General features: G+C 72.0%; 12 protein-coding genes. 7 read left to right on the forward strand and 5 right to left on the reverse strand.

From position 1 onward, the window contains the following. Nucleotides 1-29 precede the first annotated feature (29 nt). The 3 genes from IMZ11_RS20210 to IMZ11_RS20220 form a co-directional block, all read right to left on the reverse strand. Complete coding sequence (locus IMZ11_RS20210; RefSeq protein ID WP_228643712.1) at nt 30-1,583, reverse strand: DUF6297 family protein; 1,554 nt, start codon at nt 1,581-1,583, stop codon at nt 30-32. Beyond that, on the reverse strand, nt 1,580-2,236 hold the full coding sequence (locus tag IMZ11_RS20215) for an ABC transporter ATP-binding protein (protein WP_228643714.1): 657 nt from the start codon (nt 2,234-2,236) through the stop codon (nt 1,580-1,582). The genes IMZ11_RS20210 and IMZ11_RS20215 overlap by 4 nt, the downstream gene beginning before the upstream one ends. A 61-nt stretch (nt 2,237-2,297) precedes the next feature. Next, nucleotides 2,298-3,389, reverse strand: coding sequence for a GlxA family transcriptional regulator (locus IMZ11_RS20220; protein ID WP_228643715.1), 1,092 nt, complete (start codon nt 3,387-3,389; stop codon nt 2,298-2,300). A 60-nt stretch (nt 3,390-3,449) separates the two neighbouring features. On the opposite strand from IMZ11_RS20220, the gene IMZ11_RS20225 reads away from it, so the two are divergent. From IMZ11_RS20225 to IMZ11_RS20240, 4 genes are all read left to right on the forward strand, one after another. Then, a complete protein-coding gene (locus IMZ11_RS20225; protein ID WP_374462417.1) occupies nt 3,450-4,754 on the forward strand; it encodes an MFS transporter in 1,305 nt (434 codons plus the stop codon). Continuing rightward, complete coding sequence (locus tag IMZ11_RS20230; RefSeq protein ID WP_228643717.1) at nt 4,751-5,428, forward strand: peptidyl-tRNA hydrolase; 678 nt, start codon at nt 4,751-4,753, stop codon at nt 5,426-5,428. The genes IMZ11_RS20225 and IMZ11_RS20230 overlap by 4 nt, the downstream gene beginning before the upstream one ends. Before the next feature lie 107 nt (nt 5,429-5,535). Continuing rightward, nucleotides 5,536-6,501, forward strand: coding sequence for a hypothetical protein (locus IMZ11_RS20235; RefSeq protein ID WP_228643719.1), 966 nt, complete (start codon nt 5,536-5,538; stop codon nt 6,499-6,501). Nucleotides 6,502-6,552: 51 nt separating this feature from the next. After that, nucleotides 6,553-7,044, forward strand: coding sequence for a DUF1269 domain-containing protein (locus tag IMZ11_RS20240; RefSeq protein WP_228643722.1), 492 nt, complete (start codon nt 6,553-6,555; stop codon nt 7,042-7,044). 111 nt (nt 7,045-7,155) lie between these two features. Here the strand turns inward: IMZ11_RS20240 and IMZ11_RS20245 are convergent, their stop codons facing one another. Beyond that, entirely contained in the window at nt 7,156-9,021 is a 1,866-nt protein-coding gene (locus tag IMZ11_RS20245; protein WP_228643724.1) for a potassium transporter TrkA, read from the reverse strand. 94 nt (nt 9,022-9,115) lie between these two features. On the opposite strand from IMZ11_RS20245, the gene IMZ11_RS20250 reads away from it, so the two are divergent. The 3 genes from IMZ11_RS20250 to IMZ11_RS20260 all read left to right on the forward strand — a co-directional run bounded on the left by IMZ11_RS20250 (nt 9,116) and on the right by IMZ11_RS20260 (nt 11,681). Further along, nucleotides 9,116-9,712 carry a nucleoside triphosphate pyrophosphatase gene (locus tag IMZ11_RS20250; RefSeq protein ID WP_228643726.1) on the forward strand — a complete coding sequence of 199 codons (597 nt, stop codon included), beginning with the start codon at nt 9,116-9,118 and terminating at the stop codon, nt 9,710-9,712. A gap of 61 nt (nt 9,713-9,773) precedes the next feature. Beyond that, nucleotides 9,774-10,550, forward strand: coding sequence for an EI24 domain-containing protein (locus tag IMZ11_RS20255; RefSeq protein ID WP_228643728.1), 777 nt, complete (start codon nt 9,774-9,776; stop codon nt 10,548-10,550). Between the two features lie 60 nt (nt 10,551-10,610). Further along, on the forward strand, nt 10,611-11,681 hold the full coding sequence (locus IMZ11_RS20260; protein ID WP_228643730.1) for a DUF4192 domain-containing protein: 1,071 nt from the start codon (nt 10,611-10,613) through the stop codon (nt 11,679-11,681). Nucleotides 11,682-11,805: 124 nt separating this feature from the next. On the opposite strand, the gene IMZ11_RS20265 is transcribed toward IMZ11_RS20260, so the two are convergent. Further along, nucleotides 11,806-12,159: a hypothetical protein gene (locus IMZ11_RS20265; RefSeq protein ID WP_228643733.1), complete on the reverse strand. Its 354-nt coding sequence runs from the start codon at nt 12,157-12,159 to the stop codon at nt 11,806-11,808. Nucleotides 12,160-12,310: the final 151 nt, after the last annotated feature.

The raw sequence follows: 12,310 nt of genomic DNA on the forward strand, positions 1-12,310 counted from the left end.
CGCGGAAGTCGATCCCGTCGCCGACGTGGTCAGGGACGGCGGCGTGGGCGGGCTCCGGACGCGAGGAACACGCCGGCGGTCAGCAGGGTCGCCGCGGCCTGGGCGATCAGGAACCCGGCAGGTGACGCCGGTCGGGCCAGCAGGGCGGCGAGCGCCGGGGCGCAGCCGAGCGTCGCGACGTCGATCCCGGTGAACGCCCACAGGAGCGGCCCCATCGGGACCGGGCCGCCCGGGGTGTCGATCACGGGCAGTGAGTGGTCGATCGGCCCGCACCCCGCGATGCGCAGCGCGGCGACGGCGAGTGGCGGAGCGCACAGCGGCACGAACGCCCACCACGACGCGCCCGCGACCGCTCCCGTGACGACCGGCCCGGTGACGGCCAGTCCAGTGACGGCCAGTCCGGCGAGCGCGGCCGCGAGCCAGGCAGCGGCGAGCAACGCGGGCGGGATCGCTCGTGCCGCTCTCGTCCATTCCCGCGTGGCGCCGAGCAGTCGGCCCAGGCCGGGGTTCTCGCTGTCCCGGCGGGCCCCGGAGGTGCCGGAGGTCGCGGCGGAAAGGGCGCCGGCGAGCAGCGCGACCACTACCAGCGGTGTGATGCCACCACTGGCGACGGCGGCCAGTGCGGGGAGCGCCGCCACCGCGAGAAGCACCGCCAGGCGAGCGGGGTGGCGGCCCAGCCTGCGCGCCTCCACCCAGGCGACCGCGAGCGGCGCGGGCAGCCGCGGCCAGCGCCGGGACCGCAACCGGCGGGCCCGCCAGTGGTTGTCCTCGGCGATCCAGGTGAGCAGCGTGGGTTCCAGCGTGAGAAGGGCGTCGGTCGCCTGCCCCGTACGCACGGACGAGGCGATCACCGCCCGCGTGGGGAAGCCGGGCAGCGCTCGCCATGCCCGTACGGCGACGGCTGCCGAGGCCAGGGCGGCGCCGGTGGCGGCCGCCATGACAGCGCTCGCGGGCAGACGGGGGAGCGAGGTGAGCAGGGAGCGCCACGGAAGGACCGCACCGCTCGCCGCCGCCAGCCCGGCGACGATCGCCAGGACGGCGATCACGGTGAACGCGACGCTCAGCCAGCCCCCCTCCGTGTCCGAACGCTGGGCCAGTACGGCCAGGGCCGCCCCGCCGACGCAGGCCGCGACGCCGATGACGACGGCGCCGGTCACGCGGAGCGCGACGAGATCCGGGACTCCGAGCACGGCCAGGGCGGCGATGCCCAGCACGGTTCCGGCGACGACCGACACGACCAGCAGCCGGACCACCGCGGGCCGGAGGACGGCACGCCGGTCGAGGGGCGACAGGACCAGCCAGGTGGCGTCCGCCGGAGACAGCGCGACAGGACCGACCAGGCGGGCCAGCGCGACCAGGCCCGCGTACGCGAGGACGATCAGGGCCAGGCCGGTGCCCATCGTCGTCGGATCGGCGTCGGCGACCGGCGCCAGCAGGCGGTTCCACGCCCGGGAGAGGGGATCGGCGGCGATCGCGCCCAGCAGCACGACGGCGAAGACCAGCGTGTAGCGGTCCTGCCAGGTCCGCGTCCGTCTCGCCCGAGGGGCGCGGATGATCGCGCGAGCGGCGGCGAGGGTGTTCATCGGGCGGCTCCGGCGGCCAGGCGGCCGGAGGACAGGACGTTGTGCCGCGCGCCGGTCGCCGCGATGAGCCCCGGGTCATGGGTGGCCATCACGATGGTTCCTCCGTCCGCGGCGTATTCGGTCAGTATCTCGGCCAGCCGGCCGCGGAAGGCGGTGTCCAGCCCGTGTTCCGGCTCGTCGAGGAGCAGCAGCCGGCTCGGCCGTACCAGTGCCGTGGCCAGGGAGAGCCGCTGCCGCTGGCCGGTGGAGAGCGTCGACGGGACGGCGTCGGCCCGCTCGGTCAGCCCGCAGCGCTCCAGCACCTCGCCGACGCCCGGCCAGGCGTCGCCCACCGGTTCGTGGGTGACCCGGATCAGCTCGACGTGCTCGCGTACGGTCAGGCCGGGATACCAGGCCGGCTCCGCGGCGATCATGGCGACCGCGCGCCAGAACGTCGCGTCGTCCCGTGGCGGTGCGCCGAAGACGGTGACCTCTCCGGACGTTGGGGTTCGCAGTCCCGCCAGGCAGCGCAGCAGGGTGGACTTCCCGCTCCCGTTCTCACCCACGACCGCGACGATCTCGGACTCGCGGACCGTCAGGTCGACCCCGCGGAGGACGGGGTTCGCGCCCATCTCGACGTGAAGGTTCTCGACAACGATGATCGGTTCAAGCACCACCCGAGCCTAACCGGATCGGCGCGGAGCGCGCGGGTCGCCGCTTTCCGTGCGGCGCCGGTCAGCCGGTGTGCGGCGGACGGGACCTGAAGGTCTGGCGGTAGGTGAGAGGAGCGACACCCACCGCCGCGTGCAGGTGCTGGCGCAGGGACACCGTGGTCCCGAATCCGGTCCTCCTGGCGATCTCGTCCACGGTGAGGTCGGTGGTCTCCAGCAGGTGCCTGGCCTGCTCCACCCTGCGGCCGGTCAACCAGCGCGCCGGGCTGAGACCCGTCTCCTCGCGGAACCGGCGGGTGAACGTGCGCACGCTCATCCTGGCGTGGGCGGCCAGGTCGGCCAGATCGGCCGGCTCGTGCAGCCGTTCCAGCATCCAGGTCCGGGTCGGCGTCGTGCTGGTGCCGTGCGGATCGGGCAGGGGCCGCTCGATGTACTGCGCCTGGCCGCCCTCCCTGAAGGGAGGGGTCACGCACCGGCGGGCCGCGCGGTTGGCGACCTCGCTGCCGTGGTCCCGGCGGATCACATGCAGGCACAGGTCGATTCCCGAGGCCACCCCCGCCGAGGTGAGGATGTCGCCGTCGTCGATGAACAGCACGTCGGGATCGAGCCGTACCCGGGGGAAGAGCGACCTGAAGCGGCGGGCGTTGCGCCAGTGCGTGGTGGCCGGACGCCCGTCGAGCAGACCGGCCGCGGCCAGCACGAACGCCCCCGTGCAGATGGACATCAGCCGGGACCGTCCCGCCGCCGCCCGCAGGGCGGAGCGCAGTTCCGCGTCGATCTCGCCGTCGACGAGCGCCGGCCCGCCGTGGATGCCGGGGACGATGACGGTGTCGGCGGTCTCCAGGACGGAGAGGTCGTGGTCGGGCACCACGCGGTACCCGGCGGAGGTGCGTACGGGAGCTCCTCCGGGCGAGCAGGCCACGATCTCGTAGAGCTTCTCCCAGCCGGCGTTCTCGGCCACCTGGAAGACCTGCCCCGGGATGCCGAGGTCAAGAGGGGCGAAGTCGTCGAGGGCCACGATCGCGACGCGGTGCCGCTTCCCGGCCGATGACGCGCCGCGTGCGCCGCCTGCGCCGTCCGGGACGGCGTGAGACGGGGCCGGGCGCCCCGCGTCGGGCTCGGTCCGGGGCCCGGATTCCGGAGTGCTGGAGGCCATGGCCGGATTCTTTCACATATTGGCTTTCAGGCCACTCGTAGGCGACATTTCCCCCCAGGAATGATGTCCGGGGTGAGGGTGACAAGATTGAGAAGCACGCGCCTCCACCGCGCGTGGATCGTAGCCGCGGTGGCCCTGGTCGCGATCGTCGGTGCGGCGGGTTTCCGGGCGACGCCGGGAGTGTTCATCACGCCGCTCCAGGAGGAGTTCGGCTGGACGAGGGGCACGATCGGCCTGGCCGTGTCGGTGAACCTCATGCTCTACGGCCTGACCGCGCCGTTCGCCGCCGCGCTGATGGACCGGTTCGGCATGCGCAGGGTCGTGTCCACCGCCCTCGTCCTGGTGGCCCTCGGCAGCGGCGTCACCGTGTTCATGACGGCGAGCTGGCAGCTCGTGCTCTGCTGGGGAGTGCTCGTCGGGCTCGGCACCGGCTCCATGGCGCTCGTGTTCGTCGCCACCATCACCGACCGCTGGTTCGTACGGCACCGCGGGCTGGTCACCGGTGTGCTGACGGCGGGTGGTGCCACCGGCCAGCTCATCTTCCTGCCGGTGCTGGCCCATCTCGTCGAGATGTCGGGGTGGCGGGCGGCGGCGCTGACCGTGACCGCGTGCGCGCTGGTCGTCGTGCCGCTGGTGTGGTTCCTGCTCCGCGACACCCCCCAAGAACTCGGCCTGACCCCGTACGGCGCCGAGGAGGGCGCGGAACCGCCACCCGCCCGCCCGGCCGGGGGAGGGGCGGCGGCCCGGGCGCTGCGGGTGCTGCGCGAGGCCGCGCGCAACCGGTCGTTCTGGTATCTCGTCGGCGGCTTCGCCATCTGCGGTGCGAGCACGAACGGCCTGGTCGGCACCCATTTCATCCCGGCGGCGCACGACCACGGCATGACCGAGACCACGGCGGCCGGGCTGCTCGCGGCCGTGGGGGTCTTCGACATCGTGGGGACCGTGTTCTCCGGCTGGCTCAGTGACCGGGTCGACCCGAGGCGCCTGCTGGTCGTCTACTACGCGCTGCGCGGGTTGTCCCTGTTGATCCTTCCGCAGCTCTTCGCCGCGACGGCGCATCCGAGCATGCTGGTGTTCATCATCTTCTACGGACTGGACTGGGTGGCGACCGTGCCGCCGACGGTGGCCCTCTGCCGGCGGATCTTCGGTGCCGACGGGGCGATCGTGTTCGGCTGGGTGTTCGCCTCCCACCAGATCGGCGCGGCGTTCGCCGCCACCCTCGCCGGGGTGACCCGGGACCACCTCGGGAACTACGACCTCGCCTGGTACGGCGCGGGCGTCCTGTGCCTGGCCGCCGCCCTGATGTCGGCCAGGATCGCCGCGAGAGTGAGGGAGACGCGGGAGGCTGGAATCCTGGTCCGATGAACCAATGGGTCCTCCCTCTCGTCGTACGCATCGAGCGTGCCGCTCCCCCTGAGCGCACCGATGCCCTCGAAGCGGCGGCGCACGCCGTGTTGAGCCTGCTCGACCAGGACGAATGGGCCGAGCCGATCGCGCAGTGGGAGCGGATCGGGATCAGGAAGGTGGTCCGCCGGGCGCGGGGGGCGGAGTGGCGCCGGGTGCTGGGCCTGCCCGGCATCACGGTCCAGGTGCGGACGGCCGAGGTGCGCGTGCACCCGCCGATACCGCTCGACGACTGGCCCAAGGATCTCCAGCGGCTCCAGGTCTCCGGGACCGATTTGACCGATTCCGGTGTTCCAGTCGGTCCGGATCGGGACGGCGTGGTCCTCTGGGTGAATCCGCATCTGGAGATGACCGCGGGCAAGGCGATGGCACAGGCGGGGCACGGCGCCCAGCTCGCGTGGTGGGGCAGTGACGGGCGGGCCAGGACCGCGTGGCGCGGCCGGGGATCGATGGTGGCCGTGCGGACCGCGACCCCCGGGATGTGGGCGTCGCTGGTGGACAGCGGCCTGCCGGCGGTGCGGGACGCCGGCTTCACGGAGATCGAGCCGGGGTCGGTCACGGTGATCGCCGACGCTCCCTGGCTCAGGCAGGGCGGCTTCCGTCCCGAGGGCTGGGGGCCGCTCCGCGCCACATGATCCCGTTCCCGAAGTGTGATGGGGATCGCGCCCGAAATACAGCGATATGCCGTACGCTCCCGATCGTGTCACCTGGGGACAATGGGACGAAAGCTGTTCCGACATACGTGGCGGCCGAAGCGGAGACGACGCCGCTGCCCAAGATCGTGGTCCCCGCGCCCCCGCCGGCTCCCGGCGGCGGCAAGGGACTGGGCGACATGCCGATGCGCGTCGTCTACCGGACGATCGCGGCCGTGACCGCCGTCGCGGCGGTGGGCGTCGCGGGGTTCGTCGTCCTGCGCGGCGGGGATGACGACGCCTCCGCCCCGTCGGTGGTCGCCGCCCATACCGCGGTGGCGAGCCCGCCCGTGGGCACCCCCGGCGTGAGCGCCGCCACGACGGGCGACCCGGCCGCCACCCCGGCGATGACTCCGGCCGCGACCCCCGAGGCCGCCTCGCCCGCGGCTTCCCCGGTGGTGTCCTCCGGTTCCGTGACGGCCACCCCGTCGACCGGCGCCGCGACGGCCACGGCCGTCATGCAGGCCGCGCTCTCCGACCCGCGCATTCCGGCGTTGCCCGAGGGTGACCGGCGGCTGGGCCGGCTGTACGGCCGGGCGGCTCCGGCCCGGGGCGCGCTGAAGGACGACCGGTCGGGCGTCGCGTTCCCCAGGTTCGCCAAGGTGTGGAAGCTCGCCTCGGCCAGCCCGTTCGCCACCCGTCAGATGTTGCCCAAGGTCAAGGGCACGAACTTCCGGGGCCTGCTGGTGTCCTGCCCGGTGCCGATCCCGGTGCAGGCGAGCCCGCGTGACACGGCCTTCCTGGCCGCCCGGTGGACGCTGAACCACCACCCGTCCGGCGCGACGATCGCCTGGACCGCGTCGCAGCCGATCACCGTGAGCGACCGGGACGGCTGGCTGCTCGGCTTCACCGTCAACTACACGATCAAGGGCAAGAAGCGGAAGGCCATGGCGGCCCTCGCCCTGGTCGACGTGCCGAAGGACAAGCCCGCCCTGGTGTTCATGACGATCCCCGACACCCAGAGAAAGCACTGGCGCGACATTAATACCGTCATGTCGCACATTCGCGTGCTTTAGGAAGTGGTCCTCCGGGGGATGATTACGGCCATCCGAATCGGGGGGATCGATATGTCGAATCTGATCGCCGTCGCGTACGACGACGTCGCCACCGCGAACACCGTCCGGGAGAAGCTCTTCGAGCTACAGAAACAGAACTTGATCACGCTCGCGGACGCGGCGGTCGCGGAGCGCACCATGGACGGCAAGATCAAGCTGCACCAGTCGACCAGCACGACCGGCATCGGCGCCGCCGGAGGCGCGCTCTGGGGCGGTCTCATCGGGCTCATCTTCCTCATGCCGCTCATCGGCATGGCCGTCGGCGCCGCCACGGGTGCCGCCGCGGGCGCGATGACCGACGTGGGCGTGGACGACAAGTTCATGAAGAAGATCGGCGAGGAACTCAAGCCCGGCGCGGCCGCCCTCTTCGTGCTCGTCACGCAGAGCACGCCGGACAAGGTCATCCCGCAGATCGCGCCGTTCGGCGGGAAGATCATCCACACGTCGCTGTCCAACCAGGCCGAGGAGAACCTGCGCCAGGCGCTCGCGGGCGCCCGGGGCTGAGGCCGCCAGGCGGCACCGGCACCGCCGCGAGGGCCCGGTGACATCGGTCACCGGGCCCTCGCCCTGTTCCGGGGGGCGCAACCATCCCCCGCACGCCGGGGGTGCCGCGTCTCAGCGCTCGGCGAGCACGATCACCGCGTCCCCGAGCGCGAACGCGATCGGTGACTCCTTGTCCGGGTTCAGCACCACGCCGAACCTCGGCGGCTCGTTGATCCCGGCGGCCAGGCGGTAGCCGATCGCGGTCTCACCGCGCCGCCTGGCCGACTCGATCACCGTCGAGAAGGCGAGCGGCGTTCCGATGACCACGTAGTCCTCCGCGGGGCGGGGATAGATCTCCGATCCCCTGGAGTCGAAGAGGTACCCGAACACGTCGGCCAGGCGCGGGTTCTCCGCGAGCTGCGCGAGGAGAAGTCCGATGACCGTGTCGCTGATCACGATGTCGTCGGCCCGGGTGACCTCGGCGAGCGCGCGGTTGTTCTCGTCGTGCATCTCGCTGACGATGGAGTACCGGTCCCCGAGCGTGGTCTGGATGTCGCGGAGCTGGAGCAGAGTCATCAGGGTGCGCGTGTCCGCGTGGTGCGTGCCGTACCGGTCGTCGGAGAGCACGATCACGTGCTGGTAGAGGCCCGCGCTGAGTGACTCGAGCGCGTACCTGTCGGTGATGTCGCATTCCTTGGTGTTCAGGGTGAGCCTGGCCAGGCCCGTGAGGCCGCCTCCCGCGCCGGGGTGGTCGCTGGCGACGTCGATCGCCGATCCCGCCGGGACGTACCCGTCGAGGTAGCGCACGATCTGGGCGGCCCGGCCGTTCCAGCCGAGCAGAAGGGTCCGCTCGGGGCCGGGCCGCTCGTGCGCCATGCCGACGATCCGTTCCTCGTCCACGGCGGGCGCGCCGCCCCAGAGGTGGATGAGCGAGTCGTCGTGGGCGATCAGGATGATCTCGTCGTCCGATCCGATCACCGTGTCCATCGGCGGGTTGAGCACCACCTTCCCGGCCGCGCGCAGCCCGATGACGGTCGCGCTCCGATACGCCCCGAGAGCCTCGCCGTACGGCACGCCGGCGAGGGACGGCTCCGGCCGCAGGTAGATCTCCCCGCCGTCGAAGTTGAGCAGGTCCATGCAGACGACCGACATGCCGGACTGCCGGGACGACTGGACGATCAGCCGGGACGCGGTGTCGTCGGAGTCGACCAGATGGACGCCGGGCCCGCCGGCGAGGCGTGCCGCCGCCATGTTCCGGGACGAGGCGACGGCGGCCACCACCGGCGGGTGGTCGCCGTCGCGCTTCGCGAGCGCGAGCAGGGTCTTGATGACGTGCGCGTCCGGATCCTCCCCTTCGGGGGAGAGGACCACGACGGATCTGGCCGTCTCCAGGCTCATCAGGGAGAGGTCCGCCGGTTCCGTCGGCCGTCCGGTGCGGCAGACCAGACGGGTGCGGCCGGTGTCGCCCACCTTCGTGCGGATGGCCTGCTCCATGCCCGGCTTGTCGTGGTCGGAGAGGATCGCGATGACGGATCCGCGCTGGCTCGCGTGCGCCTTGACCAGCTCGCCGACGATCGTGAAGACCTGCTCCGACCAGCCGAGGATGACGGTGTGGCCGCTCTCGATGATGCGCGAGCGTCCCTTGCGCAGCTCCTCGATCTTGCCTTTGAGGCCCGCGGACAGCACGCCGACCAGCGTGCTGACGATGAAGATGCCGCCGAGGGACGCGGCGAGCATCAGGGCGAGGAACGGCGCGGTGCCCGAGTCGCTCGCGATCTTGCTGGGGCTGAGTGCCCGGACCAGGGTCATCCAGAGCACGCCGGGCAACCCGGCGTGGTCGAACACCTCGTCCGGCGTGATCCACAGGGTCAGCCCCGAGACGATGAGGATGAGGGCGAGCGACGCCAGCCCCAGCCAGCCGATCAGCGCCACCGTCCCCTTCGACATCGTGTTGTCGAACCAGTAGCGCAGCCGTTCCCGGATTGTCGCCCTCGCCACCGAAATCTCCCTATAAGTCGATCAATAACCGCAAAAAGGTATCGGTGCTGACGGCTGGAAGACATGGGGAATGTGAGCACTAAACTCGACATCCGTGACCGAACTCGTTCTCGCCTCCGCTTCCCCGGCCCGCCTCGGAGTCCTGCGCGCAGCCGGCCTCGACCCGAAGGTGATCGTCAGCGGCGTGGACGAGGACGCGATCACCGCGGAGACCCCGGCCGCGCTCTGCCTGGCCCTCGCCGAGGCCAAGGCCGCCGTCGTCGCGTCCTCGCTCGACGTGGGCCTCGTCATCGGCTGCGACTCCATGCTGGAGCTCGACGGCGTCGCGTACGGCAAGCCGTCCTCGCCGGAGGACGCCGTGTCGCGCTGGCGGTCGATGCGGGGGAGGACCGGCCGTCTGCTCACCGGCCACTGTGTCATCGACGTGGCGTCGGGCCGCAGGGCCTCCGACGTGGGCGCGACGGTCGTCCGGTTCGGGACTCCCACCGACGACGAGATCGCGGCCTACGTCGCCAGCGGAGAGCCGCTGAAGGTGGCGGGCGCGTTCACCCTCGACGGCCTCGGCGGATGGTTCGTCGACGGCATCGACGGCGACCACGGCAATGTCCTCGGCGTCTCCCTTCCGTTGCTCCGCCGCCTGTTCGCCGCGGTCGGCGTCTCCGTCACGCGTCTCTGGCCGGGCGCCGGCTGACCTCCGACGGGCGAGATGGGCGAGATCGCGACGAATGATCCGAGGCGCTAGCCTGCCGGACATGAATGGCATCGGGAGGCCCGTCCGGCGAGAGGCCGGCGGCTTCATGAGCGGCGTCGGCTCTGTCTTCAGGGGGCTCGGATGGGTGGCGCGGCATCCCCGGTGGTGGCTGTTCGGACTCATCCCGGCCCTGATCGCGTTCGTCCTGTACGCCGTGGCGCTGGTGTGGCTGGGCACGCACGTCGGTGATCTGGCCGAGTGGGCGACCCCGTTCGCGGACGCCTGGGGCTGGCGGGACGCGTTCCGGACGCTCGTCGGCATCCTGATCTTCGTGGGCGGCCTCGCGTTCGCCGTGCTCACCTACGCCGCGGTGACCCTGGCCATCGGCGAGCCGTTCTACGAGAAGCTGTCGGAGAAGGTCGAGGAGGATCTCGGCGGCCTTCCCGACGCCGTCGACGCCCCCTTCTGGCGGTCGCTGGGGCGGTCGATCCGGGACAGCGTCGTGACCCTCTACTACGTGCTGCTGTTCACGATCCCGCTGTTCGTGCTCGGGTTCGTGCCGGTCATCGGCCAGACCGTCGTGCCGGTGCTCGGCGCGATCGTCTCCGGCTTCTTCCTGAGCGTCGAGCTGACCGCGCTCCCGCTGGAACGCCGCGGCATCCCGCGCAAGCAGCGCTTCGCCCTCCTGCGCGCCGACAAGGGGGCCACGCTCGGCTTCGGCGTGGTCCTCTTCCTCGCCTTCATGGTTCCCCTCGTCGCCGTCGTCCTCATGCCGGCCGCGGTGGCGGGCGCCGCGATGCTGGTCCGCGAGCGGCTGCTTCCTCCACAGCGGACCTGATATCCCCAGAACGCGGCTCAGCCGCTTCGCGGGAGAGCGCGTCCGCGACGCTCTCGATCCATGACCTCCATCTCGACGCTTGTGCTCTCCTCACCCGCCGACATCCTCGCGGCGGTGCCGTACCTCATCGGCTTCCACCCGCAGGACAGCCTGGTCGTGGCCGCGTTCGCGGGGAGCGCGCTGCGCGTGACCACCCGGTGGGACCTGCCGATCGGGCCGGGGGCGCTCGATCCGCTGGCCGCGCTGCTGCGCCGCGAGCGGATGACCATGGCCGTGCTCGCCGGATACGGCCCGGCCGCGCTGGTGACCCCCGCGGTCGACCAGACGCTCCGGTTGCTCCGTGAAGGCGACGTGCACGTCGCCGAGGCTCTCCGGGCGGAGGGCGGGCGCTACTGGTCCTACGTCTGCGCTCGGGTCGACTGCTGCCCGCCCGAGGGCACGCCGTACGATCCGGTGTCCGGCCGCGTCGCCGCCGAGGCCGTCGTGCACGGCCTGGTCGCGCTGCCCGACCGGCGCACCCTGGTCCGGTCGGTCGAGCCGTACGGCGGGCTCCGCCGGGTGGCGATGAGCCAGGCCACCCGGCGGGTCGCGGCGGACGTCCGTTCCCTGCTGACCCGGGCGGAGCGGCCCGACGAGACCGCCGCCGCGTTCGTGGCCGACGGTCTCGCCCGCGTCAGGTCGGCGATCGGCCGCTACGACTCCGGAGGCCGCCTCGACGACGAGGAGGCCGCGCGGCTCGGCCTCGATCTGGCGGTCATCAGGGTCCGTGACGAGGCGTGGGCGCTGATCGACGACAGGGAGGCCCATCTCGCCCTGTGGCGGGACCTCACCCGGCGGCTGGACCCCCGCTTCGTCGCCCCGGTCGCGTCCTTGCTGGCCGCGTCGGCGTGGCGCGACGGGGACTGCGCCCTCGCCGGCCTCGCGCTGGAGCGGGCACTGGCGGCCGACCCGGCGTACTCGATGGCGAATCTGCTGTGCCAGGCTCTTCGGCACCTGCTTCCCCCTGACGCGCTGCGCGAGCGCATGCCGGCGCCGGAGGAGTTGGACGCGCAGATGGGGCGCCCGCGAATGAGCTGGCTGGTGCCGTTGATCGCGCTGCTCGGCGAGGAGAGGCCCCTGCTGGCGGGATAGACCTCGGCCGGATGGACCTGCCCGGGACGGTTCCCGGCCTGGACGGTTCCCAGCTTGGGCAGCTCCCTCTGGACGGTTCCCGGGGGAAGGCCAGGGCTCGGGGAAGTCTAGGGCTCGGGGAAGTCTAGGGCTCGGTCTGGCGCCGCTCCTGCTCGCGGCGGCGCTCGTTGTAGGCGCGCATCCGGGCGGGATAGCCGGTGAGCTGCACGTCGTACACCGGAAGCGCCAGATCCCTGGCGACCCTGCCGATGACGGCGGGAGACCCGACACGGCGGCGGGTCCACTCGCCGTCGTGGGCCACGGCCACGGCCGTGGTGTCGGTGGCGAACGTCTCCGGCTCCACATAGAACTCGACGCCGCGCCGCGACTTGGCGAACGCGATCAACGCCTCGATGTCGTCATCCGTGGCCTCCCGGTCGAACTTGGCGACTCGGGGGCCGCGTAGTCGCCGGATGCCATAACGATCTCGCCATCTCATACCCCTTATATACCGTTCCCGACCGTCAATTCGGCGGCGGAAGCGGCGATCAGTGGCGTGCGGGTTAGGGGGTTCTCGGGGGAGACGTCGGGGACATCCCGGATGTGCCGCGACCATGCCCGCACGAAGATGGACGGTGAGATGCCCTGCC

The sequence above is a fragment of the Microtetraspora sp. AC03309 genome (genome assembly GCF_020826795.1).
GTDB classification, from domain to species: Bacteria; Actinomycetota; Actinomycetes; order Streptosporangiales; family Streptosporangiaceae; genus Microtetraspora; species Microtetraspora glauca.